The organism is Streptomyces sp. MCA2, from assembly GCF_023544705.1.
GTDB lineage: Bacteria > Actinomycetota > Actinomycetes > Streptomycetales > Streptomycetaceae > Streptomyces > Streptomyces decoyicus.
This window is the reverse complement of record NZ_JAMJFM010000013.1, coordinates 58,213-80,955: the sequence shown is the minus strand read 5'-3', so window position 1 is coordinate 80,955 and position 22,743 is coordinate 58,213. Positions and strand designations below refer to the sequence as shown.

Annotated in this window: 18 protein-coding genes and 2 tRNA genes; 13 read left to right on the top strand and 7 right to left on the bottom strand. The window is 69.8% G+C overall.

Annotated features, from left to right (window positions below; translation table 11 throughout):
* The first annotated feature begins 326 nt into the window (after positions 1-326).
* A complete protein-coding gene (locus M8I34_RS13465; RefSeq protein ID WP_250049687.1) occupies positions 327-923 on the top strand; it encodes a biotin transporter BioY in 597 nt (198 codons plus the stop codon).
* Positions 924-1,010: 87 nt separating this feature from the next.
* Here M8I34_RS13465 and M8I34_RS13460 read toward each other — a convergent pair whose 3' ends face one another.
* Positions 1,011-2,495, bottom strand: coding sequence for an amino acid permease (locus tag M8I34_RS13460; RefSeq protein ID WP_250049686.1), 1,485 nt, complete (start codon positions 2,493-2,495; stop codon positions 1,011-1,013).
* 211 nt (positions 2,496-2,706) lie between these two features.
* Here M8I34_RS13460 and M8I34_RS13455 point away from each other — a divergent pair, with 211 nt between their 5' ends.
* Together M8I34_RS13455 and M8I34_RS13450 are read left to right on the top strand one after the other, a co-directional pair.
* On the top strand, positions 2,707-3,192 hold the full coding sequence (locus M8I34_RS13455; protein ID WP_250049685.1) for a ribose-5-phosphate isomerase: 486 nt from the start codon (positions 2,707-2,709) through the stop codon (positions 3,190-3,192).
* Positions 3,193-3,262: 70 nt separating this feature from the next.
* Complete coding sequence (locus tag M8I34_RS13450) at positions 3,263-4,081, top strand: DNA-formamidopyrimidine glycosylase family protein (RefSeq protein ID WP_250049684.1); 819 nt, start codon at positions 3,263-3,265, stop codon at positions 4,079-4,081.
* Between the two features lie 25 nt (positions 4,082-4,106).
* On the opposite strand, the gene M8I34_RS13445 is transcribed toward M8I34_RS13450, so the two are convergent.
* Entirely contained in the window at positions 4,107-5,336 is a 1,230-nt protein-coding gene (locus M8I34_RS13445; RefSeq protein WP_250049683.1) for a GNAT family N-acetyltransferase, read from the bottom strand.
* Between the two features lie 127 nt (positions 5,337-5,463).
* Here M8I34_RS13445 and M8I34_RS13440 point away from each other — a divergent pair, with 127 nt between their 5' ends.
* Positions 5,464-6,609, top strand: coding sequence for a PP2C family protein-serine/threonine phosphatase (locus M8I34_RS13440; RefSeq protein WP_244414788.1), 1,146 nt, complete (start codon positions 5,464-5,466; stop codon positions 6,607-6,609).
* Positions 6,610-6,741: 132 nt separating this feature from the next.
* Here the strand turns inward: M8I34_RS13440 and M8I34_RS13435 are convergent, their stop codons facing one another.
* The gene (locus tag M8I34_RS13435) at positions 6,742-7,905 is read right to left on the bottom strand and encodes an acyltransferase family protein (protein ID WP_250049682.1); all 1,164 of its coding nucleotides are present in this window, start codon (positions 7,903-7,905) and stop codon (positions 6,742-6,744) included.
* Positions 7,906-8,521: 616 nt separating this feature from the next.
* Here M8I34_RS13435 and M8I34_RS13430 point away from each other — a divergent pair.
* Entirely contained in the window at positions 8,522-8,716 is a 195-nt protein-coding gene (locus tag M8I34_RS13430) for a hypothetical protein (RefSeq protein ID WP_030082107.1), read from the top strand.
* Positions 8,717-8,770: 54 nt separating this feature from the next.
* Here the strand turns inward: M8I34_RS13430 and M8I34_RS13425 are convergent, their stop codons facing one another.
* Together M8I34_RS13425 and M8I34_RS13420 are read right to left on the bottom strand one after the other, a co-directional pair.
* Complete coding sequence (locus tag M8I34_RS13425; RefSeq protein WP_250049681.1) at positions 8,771-9,157, bottom strand: arsenate reductase family protein; 387 nt, start codon at positions 9,155-9,157, stop codon at positions 8,771-8,773.
* 113 nt (positions 9,158-9,270) lie between these two features.
* Positions 9,271-9,341 (bottom strand) — tRNA-Gly (locus M8I34_RS13420).
* A gap of 181 nt (positions 9,342-9,522) precedes the next feature.
* On the opposite strand from M8I34_RS13420, the gene M8I34_RS13415 reads away from it, so the two are divergent.
* From M8I34_RS13415 to clpX, 5 genes are all read left to right on the top strand, one after another.
* Positions 9,523-9,599: transfer RNA gene (locus tag M8I34_RS13415), tRNA-Pro, on the top strand.
* A gap of 233 nt (positions 9,600-9,832) precedes the next feature.
* Positions 9,833-11,218, top strand: a complete 1,386-nt coding sequence (tig, locus tag M8I34_RS13410) for a trigger factor (protein ID WP_250049680.1) — start codon at positions 9,833-9,835, stop codon at positions 11,216-11,218.
* Positions 11,219-11,515: 297 nt separating this feature from the next.
* Entirely contained in the window at positions 11,516-12,118 is a 603-nt protein-coding gene (locus M8I34_RS13405; RefSeq protein WP_030082101.1) for an ATP-dependent Clp protease proteolytic subunit, read from the top strand.
* A 65-nt stretch (positions 12,119-12,183) separates the two neighbouring features.
* On the top strand, positions 12,184-12,861 hold the full coding sequence (locus M8I34_RS13400; protein WP_030082099.1) for an ATP-dependent Clp protease proteolytic subunit: 678 nt from the start codon (positions 12,184-12,186) through the stop codon (positions 12,859-12,861).
* A 169-nt stretch (positions 12,862-13,030) separates the two neighbouring features.
* Positions 13,031-14,314 (top strand): ATP-dependent Clp protease ATP-binding subunit ClpX, encoded by a 1,284-nt coding sequence (gene clpX, locus M8I34_RS13395; protein WP_020397704.1) that lies wholly within the window; start codon positions 13,031-13,033, stop codon positions 14,312-14,314.
* Between the two features lie 126 nt (positions 14,315-14,440).
* Here the strand turns inward: clpX and M8I34_RS13390 are convergent, their stop codons facing one another.
* On the bottom strand, positions 14,441-15,403 hold the full coding sequence (locus M8I34_RS13390) for a hypothetical protein (protein ID WP_250049679.1): 963 nt from the start codon (positions 15,401-15,403) through the stop codon (positions 14,441-14,443).
* A gap of 151 nt (positions 15,404-15,554) precedes the next feature.
* On the opposite strand from M8I34_RS13390, the gene M8I34_RS13385 reads away from it, so the two are divergent.
* Entirely contained in the window at positions 15,555-18,203 is a 2,649-nt protein-coding gene (locus M8I34_RS13385) for a valine--tRNA ligase (RefSeq protein ID WP_250049678.1), read from the top strand.
* On the opposite strand, the gene M8I34_RS13380 is transcribed toward M8I34_RS13385, so the two are convergent.
* Entirely contained in the window at positions 18,169-19,383 is a 1,215-nt protein-coding gene (locus tag M8I34_RS13380) for a hypothetical protein (RefSeq protein ID WP_250049677.1), read from the bottom strand. The two genes, M8I34_RS13385 and M8I34_RS13380, sit on opposite strands and share 35 nt — an antisense overlap.
* 257 nt (positions 19,384-19,640) lie before the next feature.
* Between M8I34_RS13380 and M8I34_RS13375 the strand changes: the two genes are divergently transcribed.
* Positions 19,641-21,095: a penicillin-binding protein 2 gene (locus M8I34_RS13375; RefSeq protein ID WP_250049676.1), complete on the top strand. Its 1,455-nt coding sequence runs from the start codon at positions 19,641-19,643 to the stop codon at positions 21,093-21,095.
* A 133-nt stretch (positions 21,096-21,228) separates the two neighbouring features.
* Positions 21,229-22,743, top strand: a complete 1,515-nt coding sequence (locus M8I34_RS13370; protein WP_250049675.1) for a folylpolyglutamate synthase/dihydrofolate synthase family protein — start codon at positions 21,229-21,231, stop codon at positions 22,741-22,743.

Below are 22,743 nucleotides of genomic sequence, written 5' to 3'. Positions count from 1 at the left end.
GGGCTCGTACTCTCGCAAGGGCCGGGGCGGCGGGGCCGCCGGCGGATTGGGGGAACTCCACAGGTCACCGCGGGGCGGACCCAGTGTCACCGCACCTCGCGCGCTACCACAAAACCGGTGTTTTACAGCGGCCCCGGCCGTGATGAGCATCACGTGACCTGCAATGACGTATCGCGCCCCGTCAGGGCCGGGCATTCTGGCGGTTGTTCGGAACTCTCCAAGCGGGCCGGTGAGGCTTTGTCAGCGCCACACGATGATCGCCGGCGGCCCGCTGGACTAACGTCATCGCGTCCCGTCCCGTATCCCTCTCACCTCGCGGAGTCCTGATGAGCACTGCCGCTCTCACTCGTCCCGGCGCAGTCCTCGCCGATCTGCTGCCGGCCGCCACCGCCTCCCGCGCCCGCGTCCGTGACGCCGCGCTGGTGCTCGGCGGCGCCGCGCTCACCGGCATCGCGGCCCAGATCGCCGTCCCGGTCCCCGGCTCCCCGGTCCCGGTCACGGGCCAGACCTTCGCCGCGCTCCTGGTCGGTGCCTCGCTCGGCGCGAGCCGCGGGCTGCTCTCGCTCGCGCTGTACGCCCTGGCGGGTATCGCGGGCATGCCGTGGTTCGCCGGCGGTGCCTCCGGCGTCGGCGGTGCCACCTTCGGCTACATCGCGGGCATGCTGCTCGCCGCCACCGTCGTGGGCGCGCTGGCCCGCCGCGGCGGCGACCGCGGGGTGCTGCGCACCGCCGCCACCATGGCCGCGGGCACGGCCCTGATCTACGCCGTCGGCGTCCCCTACCTCGCGCTGAGCACCGGCATGTCCTTCGGCCAGGCCGTCGCCGTCGGACTCGTCCCGTTCCTCATCGGTGACGCCCTCAAGGCCGCGCTGGCGATGGGCGCGCTGCCCGCGGCCTGGAAGCTGGCCGGGCGCCGCGGCTGAGCAGGCGCCGTACGCCGCACGCAACGGGCCGGGCCCCGCAGTCACCGTTTCGGTGCGTGCGGGGCCCGGCCCGTGGCCTGTGTCCTGCTAGCCCCGGTCCGCGGGCCGGGCGGCGACGCCGGGGGCGCCCGCCGCTTCCGCCGCCGCGGTCTCCCGCGGCCGCCGCCGGTCCAGGATCAGCCCGACCGCCAGCACCACCACGGCCGCGACCACCGACAGCACCATCTGCTGGCGCCCCTCGGGGTTGTAGAACATGTAGCCGATGACGAAGACGATCAGTGCGATCGTCGCGTAGGTCAGCCACGGGTACAGCCACATCCGCACCGTCAGCCGCTCCGGCGTCTCCCGCTCGATGACCCGGCGCATCCGCAGCTGCGAGAGGCAGATGACCAGCCAGACGAACAGCGCCACCGCGCCCGAAGAATTCAGCAGGAACTGGAAGACGGTGTCCTTCGAGGTGTAGCTGAAGATCGTCGCAATGAAGCCGAAGGCGACCGACGCCCAGATCGCGACCGCCGGCACCCCGCCCTTGTTGACGGTGGCGAACGACTTCGGCGCATCTCCGCGCTGTCCCAGCGAGAACGCCATCCGGGAGGCGGTGTAGAGCCCGGAGTTCAGACAGGACAGCACCGCGGTCAGCACCACGACATCCATCACGGTGCCCGCGTACGGAATGTCCAGGGACTCCAGCACGGCCACGTACGGGCTCTTCTCCACCGCCTTGGAGTTCCACGGCAGCAGCGTCACGATCACCGCGATCGAGCCGATGTAGAAGAGCGCGATCCGCCAGATGACGCTGTTGACGGCCTTGCGGACGGCCTGCACCGGGTTCGGCGACTCGCTCGCCGCCAGCGTGACGATCTCACTGCCCATGAAGGAGAAGACCACCAGCAGCATGCCGGAGAGGATCGCCCCCGGACCGTGCGGCAGGAATCCGCCGTGCCCGGTCAGATTCTCCGTGCCGACCGGGGAGCCGCCCGGCGGCAGCCCGAATATCGCCAGCGCGCCGATCACGATGAAGACGACGATCGCGACGACCTTGATCCCGGCGAACCAGAACTCGAACTCGCCGAACGAGCCGACCGAGACCAGGTTCGTGCCGGTCAGCACGATCATCACCAGCAGCGCCCAGGCCCACTGCGGGACGGCCGGGACCCAGCCGGTGAGGATCGCGGCGGCCGCGGTCGCCTCGACGGCCAGCACGACCGACCAGAAGAACCAGTACAGCCAGCCGATCGTGAAGCCGGCCCAGCGGCCCATGGCCCGGTCCGCGTACGCGGAGAACGAGCCGGACGTGGGCGAGGCCGCGGCCATCTCGCCCAGCATCCGCATCACCAGCACGACCAGCAGACCGGTCAGCGCGTAGGAGAGCAGGATGCCGGGGCCGGCGGCCGCGATACCGGCGCCGGAGCCGACGAACAGGCCGGCACCGATGACACCGCCGATGGCGATCATCGACAGATGGCGGTTCTTGAGCCCTGCCTGGAGCCCGTCCTGCGACTGTCCCCCGGTGGGTCCGCTGCCGGGGGTGCCGGTGGGGACCGGTGTGGTGGTAGGCGGGTGCGCGCCCATGTGCACCGTCCTTCGTGGTTCGCGGATGGATCCCTCGCATTAGATCTTCGTTCACCGTGGATTGGAAGGTCTGAAGCCGGATTGTTGTGTGAAACCCTGGAAGGTTGTGCACCGCGCTTGCGTACGGAAGGCGGGGGGTCGCTTTCTGTGCACAGTGCCCCGGGAAGACCCAGCGGCGCCTACCCGGCGCCGCTCGTGTCACACTCATCGCATGCGCGTGTACCTCGGCTCCGACCATGCCGGTTTTGAACTCAAGAACCACCTCGTCGAGTGGCTCACGGCCCACGGCCACGAGCCCGTCGACTGCGGTCCCCACATCTACGACGCCCAGGACGACTACCCGCCGTTCTGTCTGCGTGCCGCGGAGAAGACCGCCGCCGACCCGGACAGCCTCGGCATCGTGATCGGCGGCTCCGGCAACGGAGAGCAGATCGCCGCCAACAAGGTCAAGGGCGTCCGGGCCGCACTGGCCTGGAGCGAGGAGACCGCCAAGCTCGGCCGCGAGCACAACGACGCCAACGTCATCTCCGTGGGCGGCCGGATGCACACCGAGGCGGAGGCGACCAAGTTCGTCGAGATCTTCCTCGCCACCCCCTACTCGGGCGAGGAGCGGCACACCCGCCGCATCGACATGCTCTCGGCCTACGAGACCACCGGCGAACTGCCCGCCATCCCCGCCCACCACCCGCAGGGCTGACCCCCGTTCATCCCGTCGCCCGCCCACCCCGGCCGCCGGGGAGGGCGGGCGCGCCCACTGGAGGACATCCGTGCCCGAGGGGCATACGATCCACCGCCTCGCCCTGGACCACCGCTCCCGCTTCGAGGGCGAACCGGTCCGGGTGAGCAGTCCGCAGGGCAAGTTCACCGGCGGCGCGGCGCTCGTCGACGGCCAGGTCATGACGACCGCCGAGGCGCACGGCAAACACCTCTTCCTCGGCTTCGGTGCGGACCGCTGGGTCCATGTCCACCTCGGGCTGTTCGGCAAGCTCGGCTTCGGCACGGCCCCCGCCCCGCCGCCCACCGACACCGTGCGCCTCCGGCTCGCGAACCCGTCCGCCTACGCGGACCTCCGCGGCCCCACCACCTGCGCACTGATCACCGAAGCCGAGAAGCACGCGATACACGACCGGCTCGGCCCCGACCCGCTGCGCCCCGGGGACGACGGCACCCGCGCCTGGCAGCGGATCTCCCGCAGCCGTACGACGATCGCCGCGCTGCTGCTCGACCAGAAGATCATCGCCGGAGTCGGCAACGTCTACCGCGCCGAGGTCCTCTTCCGCCACGGCATCGACCCCTACCGGCCCGGCCGCGACCTCACCCGCACCGAATGGGACGCGCTCTGGGCCGACCTGGTGTTCCTGATGGCCGAGGGCGTCCGGGACAACCGGATCGACACCGTCCGCCCGGAACATCTGCCGGAGGCCATGGGCCGCCCGCCGCGGGTCGACGACCACGGCGGCGAGGTGTACGTCTACCGCCGCGCCCACCTGGGCTGCCACATCTGCGGCAGCGAGATCCGCACCGCCGGTCTCGCCGCCCGCAACCTCTTCTGGTGCCCGGGCTGCCAGCCGTCCACCGGCGGCTGACGGCCGGGCCGGCCCGGACCGGCCCTCAGAACCCGTGCGGCAGCCAGGGCGCCACATCCGACCCGAACGCCACCGACGCCGCCGCCAGCGCACCGGGCCGCAGCTCCCGCACCCGGCCCGCCGCCGCCAGCGACGACAGCGAGAAGCCGCCCAGATACGCCGACCCCAGCTCCCGTACGGACAGGGCCAGCTCGGCCGGGTCCGCGGTCCGCGCGCAGGAGGCGCCCGCCGCGTCACCGGACAGCCGCCAACGCCCCTCGTTCCACGGGCAGAAGGGGTCCGTGACCTCCAGCACCACGTCCACCGGCGTCCGGTACGTCCGCGCCGCCAGCGCCGCGCCCGCCTCCACCGGCCGCACGAACAGCGACTCGTCCAGCCGGATACCGCACCGCCGCATGTCCGGGACGAGATGCAGCAGCGCATCGTCCACCGGCCGGGTGGACACCGCCACCGACGACGTCAGGTCGATCCCGAACAGAAAGCGCCACAGCGCCGCGTACCCCACCGGGTCCAGCGCCTCGACATCGCGCACCCGCACCGTGCCCGACGGCCCGGCGTGGTCCCGGCCCGGCTTGACCGCGAAGCGCGCATATCCCCGCACTTCGCCGTCCACCTCGGCCAGCACACACTGAAGCACCCCGGCCCCGTCCCGTTTGCCCGGGTCGTCCAGTACGGGGATCCGCTCCCAGCCGGGCCGCCGGGCAAGCATCCCGGGCCGGGCAGGCACCAGCCGGGCATAGACCCGCTCGCAGTCGGCCACCGCGGCCGCCGGGTCCACCAGCCGCAGCCGTACGCCGTCCACACCGGGCAATTCGGGGGCGGGCAGCCGCACGGTGTCCACGGTCAGCTGCATGTCCTGGGCCGCCGGACCGTAGCCGAACCGGCCGTAGATCGCCGGCTCCGAGGCGGTCAGCGCCGCCAGCGGCTCACCGCGCTCCCGGACGTCCGCCAGCTGGTGGCGCATCATCGAACGCAGCAGCCCGCGGCGGCGGTGCGTCGGCTGCACACTGACCATCGAGACGCCCGCCACGGGCACCTCGGCCCCGCCCGGAACCGTGAGCCCGAACGAGAACGACCCCGCGGTGGCGACCCACCCGCCGTCGTCCCACACGCCGAATGAGCGCCCGGTCTCGGTGAGCTCACGACGCAGGGCGCGCTCCTCAGGAGGCAGCGGCAGCCCTCCGAACGCCAGGTCCAACGTGTCGGCCCAGCTGTCCCATTCGACGTCCCGCAGGTCCCGCAATTCCGTCGCCATACTCCATGCCTAACAGGACACTCTCCGGACGCGCGACCGCATTTCGAACAGTGTTTCCCGGCAACGCGCCAGGACGACGTGCGGCGAATCGACGCGCCGCCGAACGGGTGGATAAGGTCCCAGAGAAATGACACGCGGCCAGGGCACGGACACCCTGACGGCCCGGATGCACAAAGGCCTGCACCGGGCCCGCGTCGGCGTGCGCAAGGCCGGGGTCGACTACTTCCGCGGCGACGGCTCCGACCGGTTCGCGCTCGCCGTCCTCCTCATCGCCATACCCGCCATCGCCGCGGGCACGCTCCGGTGGCCGGAATGGATCGCCCCGACGGCCCTGGTCCTGCCGGTCATCGCCGGCGGACTGCTGCTGCGGCCGGCCAACCTCCTGGTCCTGTACGGCGCCTCCGCGGCCGCACTGGTCGTCGAGGCCGCGCTGTTCGGCCCGTACGACGAAGGACCGGAGCGGATCACCCCGGGCACGGTCCTGGTCGTCGCCGCGGTCGGGTTCTTCGGGCTGCTGATCGCGCAGTTCCGCAGCCGGGTCGGGGTGCCCTGGCGGCGTGGCGGCACGATGCTCTTCGACCTGCGCGAACGCATCCGCGTCCAGAGCAAACTGCCCACGCTGCCCGAGGGCTGGCACCACGAGATGGCGCTGCGGCCGGCCGGCGGGCAGTCCTTCTCCGGCGACTTCGTGGTGGCCTCCCGCACCCACGGCGGCCACATCCTCGAAGTGGTGCTGACCGATGTCTCCGGCAAGGGCATGGACGCGGCCTCCCGCGCCCTGCTGCTGTCCGGCGCCTTCGGCGGCCTGCTCGGCTCGCTGCCGCCGCACGGCTTCCTGCCCGCCGCCAACGGCTATCTGCTGCGCCAGGACTGGGACGAGGGGTTCGCGACCTCCATCCATCTCGTCCTCGACCTCGAATCGGGCGACTACGAGCTGCTCTCCGCGGGACATCTGCCGGCCCTCCAGCTCAGCGCCGGCAGCGGCCGCTGGGAGGAGAAATCGGGGGAGGGGCCGCTGCTCGGCGTCTACGACGGCGCCCAGTTCGACCCGGTCAAGGGGCGGCTGCGGCCGGGTGACGTGCTGATGCTGTTCACCGACGGCCTGGTCGAGGCCGCCGACCGCGATATCGCCGAGGGCATCGACCGGCTGACCGGCGAGGCCGACCGCTATGTCGCCAGTGGCTTCGCCGGGGCCGCCTGGCATCTGATCGAGGCCGTCGCCAAGGACGTCAACGACGACCGCGCGCTGCTGCTGATCTGCCGCGACGCGTGACGGGAGCGGCACCGCCCGGGGCGGAAGCGCCCGGGGCGGAAGCGGCGCGGGCGGAAACGCCGGGGACGGAAGCGGCCCGTCCGCTCTCCCCGCCGCCGGGTCCTGCTCCGTCGGCCAGGGAAGGAAGCGTGCTCAGGCGCTGACGCGGGCCCGTGCCGCGTCGGCCGGGTCCTTCCGGAACGCCCAGGCCATCGTCGGCTCCATCGCGAAGCGGAACATCCTGCGGACCGGCGGGGTGCACAGGGCCGTCACGATGCCGCCCGCGATCAGCGTGACCGCGATCTCACCGAGCGGCGAGTGCAGCCAGGCGTAGTCGTCGAACCAGCCCCAGAACCGCGAGCCCTTGGCCAGGAAACCGTGCAGCAGATAGCCGTACAGCGTGCCGGCGCCCAGCACCGTGAACCACGTCCGCCGCGTCGGCACCCAGGAGAAGAAGCAGGCCACCATCACGATCGAGCAGCCGAAGAGCGCCAGTGTCATGATCGCGCCGATCCACCAGGTGGTGCCCAGCTCCTGGGCGCTGTCCCGGTGGTAGAACCACGCCGAGGACATCCGGGGCGCGGCCCAGTAGGCCATCAGCAGCGCACCGGCGAAGACCGGCAGCGAAGCGATCCGCACCGCCCGCCGCTGCACCATCTTGAAGTGCTCCGGCCGCAACGCCAGCCCCAGGACGAAGAACGGGAGGAACTGGAGCACCCGCTGGAGGTCCAGGTCATCGCCGATGTCCGGGGACACCGAGGCCATGACGGCGATGGCCACCGCGAGCGGAATCGGCCAGCGCACGACCTTCCACAGCGGGGTGGTCAGCCGCCAGATGAACAGGGCCACCAGGAACCACGTCAGGAACCAGGGGTCGAGCAGGCTGACGGGGTGCCCGGGATCGTCGTCCGCCCAGCGCTTGAAGAACGCATAGGCCGTCTCGAAGAGGACGTAGGGGACCGCGACCCCGGTGACCAGCCGCTGCAACCGGTCCTTGCGCATGTCGAAGCTGCGCGAGAAGTAACCGGAAATGATGATGAAGGCCGGCATGTGGAAGGTGTAGACGGTCATGTAGAGCGCCTCGGCGGCCCGGCTGCTGTCGGTCAGCGGTTCCCAGGCGTGCCCCATCGCCACCAGCACGATGGCCAGGTACTTCGCGTTGTCGAAGAAGGCGTTGCGGCCCTCGCTCTTCGGTGCGGGCGCGGCCGTGTCCTGCGCCGCGCCCGACGGCTGCTCCGCGGGCTCCGCCCGGTCCGTGCCCTCCGCCGCCCGGGCAGGGGGAAGTTCGCGTCGGGGTGTCGCGGCAGCGGGAAACATTGGAGGCACGATAGCGGCGGTCGGCGAATGCGTAAAACCGCCTAGGAGCCATTCCCCTTTTCCTCGGGGTTCCCTCGCGTTTTCCTAGGGTTCCGCCGTGGACGGCCCGCGGATAAAATCCGCAAGCGCGGGGAAGAGACCCCTCCTCAGCCGTCCGATTCATCCCCTATCATCCCCTCAAATCACCCCGTATCCCCCGCAAACGACTCTGGGGGAATGTCCGATTCCTTAGTCTTATGTCCGAATGCTAATAAGCCTTCGTGGCGCGCCGTAAGGCAGTGACGGATGCCACGGACAGGAAATTCTCCGGACCCGCAGGAATGATCGGAATGCGGCGGACGAATGACCGGGTCGAATTACCGACGCGGCATCAGGCGAGGGAAATGCACCACCCGGTCCGGCCTCTCGCGTTCACCGTGCGGCCACCGCCGCGCCACCCGTGCGTCACCCCACCGCGGCCCCACGGACCGCCACCGGCTGGAATCGGGCAAAGCGTTGGCCGATGATTCGTCACCGGCCTGCAATGGGCATGGAGTTGGTGGCACGATGGGTGCAGGGGGGTGTGCGCGGCATGCCCCCGGGCCGGTGAGGCGTTCCGACCGAGGGTGTGATCAGTGTGGCTCTATCGCTGTCAGTTGTGCTGCTGTTGGGGATCATTCTGATCGTGCTGATCAGAGGGAAGTCGATCAAGGCGGGCCCGGCGTTCGTCGCCATACTGTTCGGCTTCTTCCTCGCCTCCACGGGCATGGCGCCGTCCATCAACCGGTTCCTCAACTCGATTGCGGACACCATCAACCACATCACCTTCTAGGCGGCCCGCCTCAAGGTGTCCGCCGGCCTCCCCGTGCCGTGCGCCGCACGGGGTTCAGCCGTTCGAGGTCTCTTCGCTCCCGGTCCGCGCCACGGCCTCGCGCACGGCATCCTCGCTCCGTCCGACCAGCGCCGAGCCGTCGTCCGCGGTGATGATCGGGCGCTGGATCAGCCGGGGGTGTGCCGCCAGCGCCGCGATCCACCGCTCGCGCGCGGCGTCGGTGCGCTCCCACTCCCCAAGGCCCAGCTCCTTCGCCTCGGTCTCCTGGGTCCGGGTGATGTCCCAGGGCTCCAGGCCCAGCCGCGTCAGCACCCCGCGCAGGTCATCGGCGTCCGGCGGGTCTTCGAGATACCTGCGCACGGTGTAGTGGGCGCCCGCCTCGTCGAGGATCTCCACGGCCGAACGGCACTTGGAGCACGCGGGATTGAGCCAGATCTCCATGCAGACCACCTTATTGACCCGTGACCGCGGTGCGAAGGGGTGTGCAGGCGCGCGTCAGTCCGTTCCGGACAGCAGAAAACCCCAGGCCATCCGGTCTGGGGTTTCCTCTTACGAGCGGGCGACGGGAATCGAACCCGCGTAGCCAGTTTGGAAGACTGGGGCTCTACCATTGAGCTACGCCCGCGAGCGCCACAGGTCGCAGGACCTCGGCACGCAGTGCATCCTAGCGGGTCATGGCGGTGTGCCGCACATCCCTTCCCGCGGACGGCGTGCGCCGCGGCATTCCCCGCGGGCCGCGCCCGCCGGGCATCCCGATAACTGGCAGCCGCGCCCCCTGCGGCCATGTACCCTACGTGTCGCACCGACGGGGTGTGGCGCAGCTTGGTAGCGCGTCCGCTTTGGGAGCGGAAGGTCGTCGGTTCGAATCCGGCCACCCCGACCAGCAGCAGGTCGGCCCGGCAGTACGCAGTCGGGCACAACCTCGGCCCACCATGGCAATGCCGCAAGATCAGCGGCTAATCATGATCGCGTTGTGGGCGTCATCCTCCTTGCAGTTACTATGCAAGTTGCGTGCCCGTGTGTCTGTGTACCGGGCGTGATCGACCGGACCCGGATCAGCCGGGTACGGCAGATCTCAAGCAGAACCCCAGAAGTCAGCCCCAAGGAGACCGAACCGTGAAGAGCGCCGTGGAGACCCTGAACCCGACTCGGGTTCGGCTCACTGTCGAGGTGCCCTTCGAGGAGCTCAAGGACAGCCTCGACGCGGCGTACAAGAAGATCAACCAGCAGGTCACGGTGAAGGGCTTCCGTCAGGGCAAGATCCCGGCCCGGGTCATCGACCAGCGGTTCGGTCGTGGCGCCGTGCTCGAAGAGGCCGTCAATGACGCGCTCCCGAAGTTCTACACCGAAGCGGTCAACGAGGGTGAGCTGAACGTCCTCGGCCAGCCCGACGTCGACATCACCGAGCTGAAGGACGGCGAGCTGCTGGCCTTCACCGCCGAGGTCGACATCCGCCCCGCCCTCGAGATCCCGGACTACTCCGGCATCGAGGTCGAGGTCGACGCCGTGGAGGTGTCGGACGAGGACGTCACCAAGTCCGTCGAGCAGCTGCGTGAGCGCTTCGCGACGACCAGCCCGGTCGAGCGCGCGGCCCAGGACGGCGACGTCCTGACGCTGAACCTCGAGGCCAAGGTGGACGGCGAGGTCCTGGAGGACGGCGTCGCCGAGGGTGTCACGTACACCGTCGGCTCCGGCGAGCTCCTCGACGGCATCGACGAGGCCGTCACCGGCGTGGAGGCCGGCGGCAGCGCCACCTTCACCTCCGAGCTCAAGGGCGGTTCCGCCGAGGGCAAGGAGGCCGAGGTCAAGGTCGAGGTCACCGAGGTCAAGTCCCGTGAACTGCCCGAGCTGGACGACGACTTCGCGCAGCTCGCCAGTGAGTTCGACACCTTCGAGGACCTCCAGGCGGACAGCCGCAAGCGCCTCGAGCAGATGAAGAAGTACGACCAGGCCACCCAGGCTCAGGAGAAGGTCCTGGACGAGCTGCTCAAGCTCGTCGAGGTGCCGATGCCGGAGAAGCTGCTCGCGGACGAGATCGAGACCCGCAAGCACAACCTGGTGAACCACCAGCTCGGTCAGATGGGCCTCGACCTCGCGAAGTACCTGGAGATCCAGGGCAAGAGCGAGGAGGAGTTCGACGCCGAGACCAAGGAGCAGGCCGAGAAGGGCATCAAGACCCAGTTCATCCTGGACGAGCTGGTCAACAAGGAGAAGCTGAACGTCAGCCAGGAGGAGCTCACCGAGCACCTCATGCGCCGCGCGCAGTCCTCCGGCATGTCCCCCGATCAGTTCGCCCAGGCCGTCGTCGAGGGCGGCCAGGTGCCGATGCTCGTCGGTGAGGTCGCCCGCGGCAAGGCCCTCGCGGTCGTCGTCGAGGCCGCCACGGTCAAGGACAGCAACGGCGAGGTCATCGAGCTCGACGACGAGGACGAGACGGCCGAGACCGTCGAGGCCTCCGAGGCCACCGAGGCCGAGGGCACCGAGGAGAAGCCCGAGGCCTGAGCCCCGGACGCTTCCATGCGCCTGCGCGCAGTTCTCTGATCACGGGCCCGAACACGCACGTCCGCGTGTTCGGGCCCGTGGTCGTACCACCCCGTGAGCCTGCGCTCACAGCGAACAGTTATCGATGCGGGATGGCGTTGTCCGACCTGCGCGTTAGGGTCCGTAGATACGAGGGCAGGGGAGTCCCTGAAACCGCGCCGGGGCCACACACGGCGCCGCCTCCCCACGCCCCAGCAGACGACGCTGAGACGGCCTGGAGCCGTCCGACAACGAGCAGGTGGACACGTGACGATCCCGATGCCTTCCGCCGCCGCTGAGCCGACCTTCGGTGGCCTCGGCGACCAGGTCTACAACCGGCTGCTCGGCGAGCGGATCATCTTCCTCGGCCAGCCGGTCGACGACGACATCGCCAACAAGATCACCGCGCAGCTGCTTCTTCTCGCCGCGGACCCGGACAAGGACATCTTCCTCTACATCAACTCCCCGGGCGGCTCGATCTCGGCCGGGTTGGCGATCTACGACACCATGCAGTACATCAAGAACGACGTGGTGACGATCGCGATGGGCCTCGCCGCCTCCATGGGCCAGTTCCTGCTGAGCGCCGGCACCCCGGGCAAGCGCTTCGCGCTGCCGAACGCCGAGATCCTCATCCACCAGCCCTCCGCGGGCCTGGCCGGCTCCGCGTCGGACATCAAGATCCACGCCGAGCGGCTGCTGCACACCAAGAAGCGGATGGCGGAGCTGACGGCCTTCCACACCGGTCAGACCGTCGAGCGGATCACCCAGGACTCGGACCGCGACCGCTGGTTCTCCGCCGACGAGGCCAAGACGTACGGCCTGATCGACGATGTGATGACCTCCGCCGCAGGCGTTCCGGGCGGGGGCGGCACCGGGGCCTGAGCCCCGTACCACTCGCCCTTGAGCCCCCACCCCACTTGATCGCCACCAGGACGGTGAACACCACGATGAACAACTACCCCGGCAGCGGCCTCTCCCAGGGCGCGGAGTCCGAGTTTTCCGGCCCGCGCGCCGAGTCCCGCTACATCGTCCCGCGCTTCGTCGAGCGCACCTCGCAGGGCGTGCGCGAGTACGACCCGTACGCGAAGCTGTTCGAGGAGCGCGTGATCTTCCTCGGCGTGCAGATCGACGACGCGTCGGCCAACGACGTCATGGCGCAGCTGCTGTGCCTGGAGTCGATGGACCCGGACCGGGACATCTCGATCTACATCAACAGCCCGGGCGGCTCCTTCACGGCGCTCACGGCCATCTACGACACGATGCAGTTCGTGAAGCCGGACATCCAGACGGTCTGCATGGGCCAGGCGGCCTCCGCCGCGGCCGTGCTGCTCGCCGCCGGCACCCCCGGCAAGCGGATGGCGCTGCCGAACGCCCGTGTGCTGATCCACCAGCCGTACAGCGAGACCGGCCGCGGCCAGGTCTCCGACCTGGAGATCGCCGCCAACGAGATCCTGCGGATGCGCTCGCAGCTGGAGGACCTGCTGGCCAAGCACTCCTCCACGCCGATCGAGAAGATCCGTGACGATATCGAGCGTGACAAGATCCTGACCGCCGAGGAGTCCCTGGCGTACGGTCTGGTCGACCAGATCGTCTCGACGCGGAAGTCGTCCGTCTCCATCGGCTGACGATCTTCGCGAAGTGAGCCGGAGCGTTGCCCCCTTGGACCGGAATCGGATCGAGTGAACCGAGTCGGTCCAAGGGGGGCCCGTACGGGGGGCCCGGCAAGGTACCGTCGATAGGCAAGCACCCGGGTCCGCGGAGCAATGCGGATCCCAGGCGAAGGGGAAGCACCTCGTGGCACGCATCGGTGACGGCGGCGACCTGCTCAAGTGCTCATTCTGCGGAAAGAGTCAGAAGCAGGTGAAGAAGCTCATCGCGGGACCTGGTGTGTACATCTGCGACGAGTGCATCGACCTCTGCAACGAAATCATCGAGGAGGAGCTCGCAGAGACCTCCGAGGTGCGGTGGGAGGAGCTCCCCAAACCGCGGGAGATCTACGAGTTCCTGAACGGCTATGTCGTCGGCCAGGACCCCGCCAAGAAGGCCCTCTCGGTGGCCGTCTACAACCACTACAAGCGGGTGCAGGCGGGCGAGAACGGCCCCGGACGCGGCGAAGAGGGCATCGAGCTCGCCAAGTCCAACATCCTGCTGCTCGGCCCGACCGGCTCCGGCAAGACGCTGCTCGCGCAGACCCTCGCCCGGATGCTGAACGTCCCCTTCGCGTTCGCCGACGCCACGGCGCTGACGGAGGCCGGCTATGTCGGTGAGGACGTCGAGAACATCCTCCTCAAGCTGATCCAGGCCGCGGACTTCGACATCAAGAAGGCCGAGACCGGCATCATCTACATCGACGAGATCGACAAGGTCGCCCGGAAGAGCGAAAACCCGTCGATCACCCGCGATGTCTCCGGCGAGGGCGTCCAGCAGGCGCTGCTGAAGATCCTGGAAGGCACCACCGCCTCCGTCCCGCCCCAGGGCGGCCGCAAGCACCCCCACCAGGAATTCATCCAGATCGACACCACCAACGTCCTCTTCATCGTCGGTGGTGCCTTCGCCGGCCTGGAGAAGATCATCGAGGCCCGGTCCGGTGCCAAGGGCATCGGCTTCGGCGCCACGATCCGCTCCAAGCGGGAGATCGAGTCCAAGGACCAGCTCCAGGACGTCATGCCGGAGGACATGGTGAAGTTCGGGATGATCCCGGAGTTCATCGGCCGCCTCCCCGTCCTCACCTCGGTCCACAACCTCGACCGCGAGGCCCTGCTCCAGATCCTGGTCGAGCCGCGCAACGCGCTCGTCAAGCAGTACAAGCGCCTCTTCGAACTCGACGGTGTCGAGCTGGACTTCGACCGTCCGGCCCTGGAGGCCATCGCCGACCAGGCGATCCTGCGCGGCACCGGCGCCCGCGGTCTGCGCGCCATCATGGAGGAGGTCCTCCAGGCGGTGATGTACGAGATCCCGTCCCGCAAGGACGTGGCCCGCGTCGTCATCACCGAGGACGTCGTCCACTCGAACGTGAACCCGACCCTCGTCCCGCGCAACCGCGGCGACTCGGGCGAGCCGCAGGAGAAGAGCGCGTAGGCGCACGCAGCACGCATCACAAGAGCCGCCCGGCAGCGCGATCGCTGCCGGGCGGCTCTGTGTCGTCGTCCGAAGCCGGTGGTGCCCGGCCAGGCCGCCGGTGCCTCAGGACCGGGGGCCGCGGGGCTACTTCTCCTTGCGGACCTCGTCACGGATCTTGGCGGTCTTCTCGGAGAGCTGCTCGGCGCCGGGTGTCGTCGCGGTGGCGCCGCCTGTGGGGGACGGTGCGGCCAGTGCCTGGACGACGCCGATGGCGCTGCTGTCGCCCCAGATGCAGGTGGAGACGGTGACGGGCACGCTCACGCCGCTCCGCGTGATGGTGATTTTCTGGGTCCTACACTTCATCACGGAGCCGTCGAAGCCGTTCGGGGAGTACTCGGTCGTCGGAGTGACGTCCTCGATCTTGGCGCCCTTGTCCTCAAAGGTCTTCTTCTGGCCCTCGTCCACCTTGGCGAACATCTGACCCACGGTTCCGCCCGGGTCGGCGACGTTGCCGTACACGCCGCTAACCGTCAGCTGAAGCCCGCCGTCCCCCTTGTAGCCGGAGCTGACGCCCTTGGCGTTCGTGATGCCCAGCGCCTTGGCTTCCTTGTCGTTGGCGAAGTCCTCGGTACCCGAGTTGCCGGCTCGCTGAGCCTTGGTGAACTGCCCGCTCAGCAGCGTGTTCGGCAACGAGATCGTGTAAGGCTTCACATCGCCGCCCGACCCGAAGGCGAAGTACGCGCCCACGCCGATCGCCGCGACGACCGCGACCGCGCCGACGATCAGGCCGATCTTCTTGCCGTTGCCGCCGCCGGTCTCCGGGGGACCCTGCGGGATCATGCCGTAGGGGGTCTGCTGGCCGCCGTACGGAGCCTGCTGGCCGTAGCCGGGCTGGCCGCCCTGCTGGGGGTAGCCGTAGCCCTGCTGAGGGGGTGCCTGGCCGGGCTGCTGGGGGTAGCCGTAGCCCTGCTGCGGGGGAACCTGGCCGCCCTGCTGCGGGTAGCCGTAGCCCGGCTGCGGGGCCGGCGGCTGCTGCGGCTGGCCGTACGGGCCGGGCTGCTGGGGCTGCTGACCGTACGGGCCGGGAGGCGGCTGGTTGAAGCTCATGGAACGGTTCCCCTCGTGACAACTGGAGCCAGTTGAAGTTCTGCGTGATGTTTATGCGCTGCCGACATCCTGTACGACGCCGCTGACAGCCGTGGCCCCGGGGGCGAAACCGATTCGAAGCTGCGACATCCGCGCCCGTACACTGTCCGTCGTGACCGAGAACACTCAGCAGAGCAACCACAGCGCCCCCGAACTGCCGACTCAGTACACGCCGGCCGATGTAGAGGGGCCGCTGTACGAGCGCTGGGTAGAGCGGGGTTATTTCGAGGCGGACGAGAAGAGCGACAAGCCGCCGTACACCATCGTCATTCCGCCGCCGAACGTCACCGGCTCCCTGCACCTGGGGCACGCCTTCGAGCACACGCTGATCGACGCGCTCACCCGCCGCAAGCGCATGCAGGGCTACGAGACGCTCTGGCAGCCGGGCATGGACCACGCCGGTATCGCGACCCAGAACGTCGTCGAGCGGGAGCTCGCCAAGGAGGGCGTCTCCCGTCACGACCTGGGCCGTGAGGCGTTCGTCGAGCGCGTCTGGCAGTGGAAGGGCGAGTCCGGCGGGCAGATCTCGGGCCAGATGCGGCGTCTGGGCGACGGTGTCGCCTGGTCGCGTGAGCGCTTCACGATGGACGAGGGCCTGTCCAAGTCCGTCCAGACGATCTTCAAGCGGCTCTACGACGACGAGTTGATCTACCGCGCCGAGCGCATCATCAACTGGTGCCCGCGCTGTCTGACCGCCATCTCGGACATCGAGGTGGAGTACCAGGACGACGAGGGCGAGCTCGTCTCCATCCGGTACGGCGAGGGCGACGCCTCCATCGTCGTGGCGACGACGCGGGCCGAGACGATGCTCGGGGACACCGCGGTCGCGGTCCACCCGGAGGACGAGCGCTACGCCCATCTCGTCGGCACCGAGATCGAGTTGCCGCTCACCGGCCGCCGGATTCCGGTCGTCGCCGACGAGCACGTCGACCCGGAGTTCGGCACGGGCGCGGTCAAGGTCACCCCGGCGCACGACCCCAACGACTTCGAGATCGGGCGCCGGCACGACCTGCCGAACCTCGCCGTCCTCGACGAGCGCGGCGTGATCACGGCCCACGGCCCCTTCCAGGGCCTGGACCGTTTCGAGGCCCGTTCCGCGATCGTCGGTGCGCTGCGCGCCGAGAGCCGGATCGTCTCCGAGAAGCGCCCGTACACGCACTCCGTCGGGCACTGCTCGCGCTGCAAGACCACCATCGAGCCGCGGCTGTCGATGCAGTGGTGGGTCAAGGTCGGCCCGCTGGCGAAGGCCGCGGGTGACGCGGTCCGCGAGGGCAAGGTCAAGATCCACCCCAAGGAGATGGAGTCCCGCTACTTCGGCTGGGTCGACAACCTCCACGACTGGTGCATCTCGCGGCAGCTGTGGTGGGGCCACCGCATCCCCGTCTGGTACGGGCCGAACGGCGAGGTCGTCTGCGTCGGACCGGACGACGAGGCGCCCACCGGCGAGGGCTGGACGCAGGACACCGACGTCCTGGACACCTGGTTCTCCTCCGGGCTGTGGCCGTTCTCCACGCTCGGCTGGCCCGAGCAGACCCCGAGCGTCGAGAAGTTCTACCCGAACGCCGTCCTGGTCACCGGCTACGACATCCTCTTCTTCTGGGTCGCCCGGATGATGATGTTCGGGCTGTACGCGATGGACGGCACCCCGCCGTTCCACACCATCGCGCTGCACGGCATGGTCCGCGACCAGTTCGGCAAGAAGATGTCCAAGTCCTTCGGGAACGCGGTCAATCCGCTGGACTGGATGGACTCCTACGGCTCGGACGCCGTCCGGTTCACGCTCGCCCGTGGCGCCAACCCCGGCGTCGACGTCCCGATCGGCGAGGACTGGGTCCAGGGGTCCCGTAACTTCGCCAACAAGATCTGGAACGCCACCCGCTTCGCGCTGATGAACGGTGCGACGGTGGAGGGCGAACTCCCGCCCGCCGAGCAGCTGTCGGCGACCGACCGGTGGATCCTGTCCCGGCTGAACTCGGTCGTCGCCGAGGTCGACGCGTACTACGACGACTACCAGTTCGCGAAGCTGTCGGACACCCTCTTCCACTTCGCCTGGGACGAGGTCTTCGACTGGTACGTCGAGCTGTCCAAGACCACGTTCATGGCGGGCGGCCCGGCCGCCGACGCCTCGCGCCGGGTCCTGGGCGAGGTTCTCGACGTCACGCTGCGGCTGCTGCACCCGATCGTCCCGTTCGTCACCGAGACCCTGTGGACGACGCTGACCGGCGGTGAGTCGGTCGTGATCGCCGACTGGCCGAAGGCTGTGCTCGTCGCAGGGGCCGACGCCCCGGGCGGCTTCCGGGACGCGGCGGCGGAGCGGGAGATCGAGACGGTCCAGCAGGTCGTCACCGAGGTCCGCCGCTTCCGCTCCGACCAGGGGCTCCAGCCGGGCCAGAAGGTCCCGGCGCAGCTGGAGCTGTCCGGTACGGCGCTGGCCGCGCACGAGGCCGCGATGCGCTCGCTGCTGCGGCTCCAGCCGGCCGGTGAGGACTTCAGCGCCACCGCCTCGCTGCCGGTCGCGGGTGCGAGGGTCGCGCTGGACCTGTCCGGCACCATCGACGTCGAGGCCGAGCGCAAGCGGCTGACCAAGGACCTCGGCGCCGCCGAGAAGGAGAAGGCGCAGGCCACCGCCAAGCTCGGCAACGAGGCGTTCCTCGCCAAGGCGCCGGAGAAGGTCGTGGACAAGATCCGCGGCCGGCTGGAGGCCGCGGAGGCGGACATCGTCCGGATCACCGCCCAGCTGGCGGCCCTGCCCCAGGCGTAGGCGCGGGACCGGGCCACGGTCCGGGATCCGGGCCGCCCATGGGCCCCTCGTGTGCAGGCCCCTCGTCCGTACGGGCGGGGGGCCTGCGCCGTCCCTGCCCCCGCCACCCCCGTTCGCGTACCGGCCAGAACAGGACATACGCCGTCGAGGCGGCCACGAACGCCAGGCGGATCAGGCCCCGGGCGGCATCGTCGGGGACGGCGAAGACACTGCCGTAGAGGATGAGCAGGGCCAGCCAGCTCCACCAGGGGACCAGCCGGCGCTGGCCGATGACGTCCCACAGCAGGGTGCCGAGCAGCACCGACGCGGTGTAGTACGTGTAGACGCTGGGGTCGAGGACGATGCGGGCGTTGGCGCCCAGCAGGACCACCGCCGCCCAGCGGCCCCGCCGGACGGCGACCGAGCCCAGGGCCAGGCCGAGGGCGGCCTGCGCGGGGCGGTCCCAGCCGGGCGTCTCGGGGTCGCCGACGCCCAGCCAGCGCAGCGCGGACGCCGGATGGTTGGGGATGGCGAAATTCGCCGCGGCGAAGGACTGCGAGTCGCCCAGGAAGAACGGCAGCCAGGCGAGGGCGACCAGGCCCGCGCACCACAGTCCGGCGCGCAGCCACTTCTCCCGCGGCAGGGCGAGCAGCAGGGGGAGAAAGGCCAGTGCGGTGGGCTTGGAGTCCATCGCGAGGGCCAGCCAGCCGCCGGTGAGCGCGGCGTTGCCGCGGGTGACGGCGCGTACCGCGAGGGCGGTGAAGAACAGCGCGAGGACATCGTCGAGATGCCCGAAGCGGACCGCCACCTCGATCCACATGGGGATGAAGGCCAGTCCGGCGATCAGTACGCGCTGCCGCAGCCGCTGGTGGTTGGTGCCGGTGCCCAGGAAGTGGTGGGCGGCGCTGCGGCCCGCCAGCACCACGATGACCAGGCCCAGCAGCGACATCAGGGCCGCGGCCAGTAACTGCCCGGTGGCCTCGGGGAAGGGGTTGAACAGCCCGGCGGTCAGAAAGCTGAGCGGGCCCATCTGGAGCTCGGGGTGGTGTGCGTAGAGGTTGAGCCCGCCGGAGCCGTCGCCGGCGTCGCCCTGGTAGATCAGTGCGCCGCCGGTGCGCAGATAGTGCCAGGAGAAGCCGCCGTGCGGTTCGACGACGACGAACCACAGCACCGTCCAGGCGGTGAGCAGTATCAAATGCATCCGCTGACTGATCGCCGGCACCCGTCTTCCGCTCCTGCCTTCCCGCGCTGCCTCGTGTTGATCACCGGGGACGTGCACAGCCCGCCGTGGAAGAGGGTCAACGGCGGCGACACGTTGTCCCGGCCGGGCGATCAGGGCGTTCTCATCGCGCTCTCATGTGGCCCAGGCACGGTGGGACGGAATGCCCGAATGCCCGAATGCCGGAATGCCGGAGTTCCAGCGGAACCGCATGTCCACCACCGAGGAGCCGCGCCCCCATGAACAAGCCCCTGCGCCGGGCCGCGATCTTCTGCCTGGCCCTCATCGTCGCGCTGATGGGCTGGGTCACCTGGCTCCAGGGCGCAAAGGCCGGCGAGTACAAGGAGGACCCGCACAATCCGCGGGTGGCGATCGGCAAATACGCGGCGCCGATGGGCAACATCCTCGTCGGCGGGGAACCGGTGACCGGCTCCGCCGCCACCTCCTCCACGCTCAAGTACAAGCGGACCTACAAGGACGGCTCGCTGTACGCCCCGGTCACCGGCTTCACCTCGCAGATCTTCGGCAGCAACCAGCTGGAGAACCTCTACGGCGACCTCCTCGACGGCTCCGACAGCCGGCTCCAGAGCCCCGCCGACGCACTGACCCGCACCCGGGCCAAGGGCGGCGACGTGGTCACCTCCATCGACCCCGCGGTGCAGAAGGCCGGCCGGCGGGCGCTGGGCGGCAAGAAGGGCGCCGCCCTCGCCATGGACCCGGCCACGGGGCGGGTCCTGGGCATGGTCAGCACCCCGTCGTACGACCCGGGGAAGTTCGCGGGTTCCGGCAGCGCCGACCAGAAGGCCTGGAAGAAGATGTCCGGCGACTCGGACCACCCCGAGGTCAACCGGGCCCTGCGGCAGCCGCTGCCGCCCGGGTCCACGTTCAAGCTGGTGGTCGCCGCGGCCGCGCTGGAGAACGGGCTGTACTCCTCGGTGGACGAGGCCACGCACAGTCCCGACCCGTACACCCTCCCGCACACCCGCACCAAGCTCACCAACGAGAACGCCTCCGCGCCCTGCAAGAACGCGGACATCCGCACCGCGCTCCAGTACTCCTGCAACACCGTCTTCGCGAAGATGGCCGTCGACCTGGGCAAGGACAAGGTGAAGGCGCAGGCCGAGAAGTTCGGCTTCAACGACGAGAAGGTGGACACCCCGGTGCGGGCCGGCACGAGCCGCTACCCCTCCGACATGGACGAGGCACAGACCGCGCTGTCCGGGATCGGCCAGTTCGACGACCAGGCGACCCCGCTCCAGATGGCGATGATCTCCTCGGCCATCGCGAACGGCGGCGAGCTGAGGACCCCGCAGCTGGTCGACGCGCTGACCGACGGCGGCGGCACCACCGTCCAGGACTTCGCCCCCAAGACGTACGGCGACGGCAAGACCATGTCGGCGGGCACGGCTCAGCAGTTGCAGTCGGCGATGCAGACGGTCGTGGACAAGGGCACCGGGTCCGGCGCGAAGATCGGCGGACTGACCGTCGGCGGCAAGACGGGCACCGCCCAGCACGGTGTCGACAACAGCGGTACGCCCTACGCCTGGTTCGTCTCGTACGCCAAGGACGGCAACGGACGCCAGGTGGCGGTGGCCGTGATGGTCGAGGACGGGCATGCCGCCCGCAACGAGATCTCCGGCAACGGGCTGGCGGCCCCGACCGCACGGGCCATGATGAAGGCGGCACTGTCGTAGGCGAGGGGCGGCTCCGGCGTACGGGCGCGTTCCGGGGGCGGGTCACGCCGTCCGTCGCCCCGGGATGCGGCGCGGTACCGGCCGGGGGCAGCGCAGCGCACCGCTGTCACACGTGCCTCGTAGACTGGTCGGCGTGAGCGAGCGCCCCCAGAACGACGACCCCGACCCGAACGAAGCCTTCGACGAACTGGTCGAGGCGGAGACCGACCGTGACCCGGATCTTGCGGTGATCGAGGCCGGCAGCCGGACCTTGCGCGCCCAGGCCGGGCCGCCGCAAGGGGACGGCATCCCCGCCCGCCCGGCCGATCCCGAGGTCGACCGTGCGCTGCGCGCCGTCGAGGACGAGCTGGCAGGCCGCTGGGGTGAGACCAAGCTCGACCCGTCCGTCCAGCGCATCGCGGCGCTGCTGGACATCCTGGGCGAGCCCCAGCGCGCCTATCCCTCCATCCACATCACGGGCACCAACGGCAAGACCAGCACCGCCCGCATGATCGAGTCCCTGCTGTCCGCCTTCGATCTGCGCACCGGCCGCTACACCAGCCCGCATGTCCAGTCGATCACCGAGCGGATCAGTCTGGACGCCGCCCCGATCTCCGCCGAGCAGTTCATCGAGACCTACCGGGACATCGCCCCGTATGTGGAGATGACCGACGCCCAGCAGGAGTACCGCCTGTCGTTCTTCGAGGTGCTGACGGCGATGGCGTACGCCGCCTTCGCGGACAGCCCCGTGGACGTCGCGGTCGTCGAGGTCGGCATGGGCGGCACCTGGGACGCGACGAACGTCATCGACGGCGATGTCGCCGTGGTCACCCCCATCGCCCTGGACCACACCGACCGGCTGGGGGAGACGCCCGAGCAGATCGCCGGTGAGAAGTCCGGGATCATCAAGAAGGACGCCACGGTCGTGCTGGCCCAGCAGCCGGTGGACGCGGCGTCGGTGATGCTCAAGCGCGCGGTCGAGGTGGATGCCACGGTCGCCCGTGAAGGCATGGAGTTCGGGGTGCTGAACCGCGAGGTCGCGGTCGGCGGGCAGATGCTGACGCTGCGCGGACTGGGCGGCGAGTATCCCGAGATCTTCCTTCCGCTGTACGGCGCCCATCAGGCCCACAACGCCGCGGTGGCGCTCGCCGCGGTCGAGGCGTTCTTCGGCGTCGGCTCGGATCACGCCCGCACCCTCGACATCGACACCATCCGCTCCGCGTTCGCCGCCGTCAGCTCGCCCGGCCGGATGGAGGTCGTGCGGCGCAGCCCGACGGTCGTGCTGGACGCGGCGCACAACCCCGCGGGTGCGCGGGCGGCGGCCGAGGCGGTCACCGAGGCGTTCGGGTTCAGCCGGCTGGTGGGCGTCGTCGGCGCCAGTGCGGACAAGGACGTACGGGGTTTCCTGGAGGCGTTCGAGCCGATCTTCGCCGAGGTCGTGGTGACTCGTAATTCGAGCCATCGTGCGATGGATCCCGATGAGCTGGCCGGCGTCGCCGTCGAGGTCTTCGGTGCCGAGCGGGTCCAGGTCGAGCCCCGGCTCGACGACGCCCTGGAAGCGGCGATCACCCTCGCCGAGGAAGAGGGCGAGTTCTCCGGAGCGGGTGTGCTGGTGACCGGCTCGGTGATCACGGTCGGCGAGGCCCGGCTGCTGATGGGGAGGAGCTGA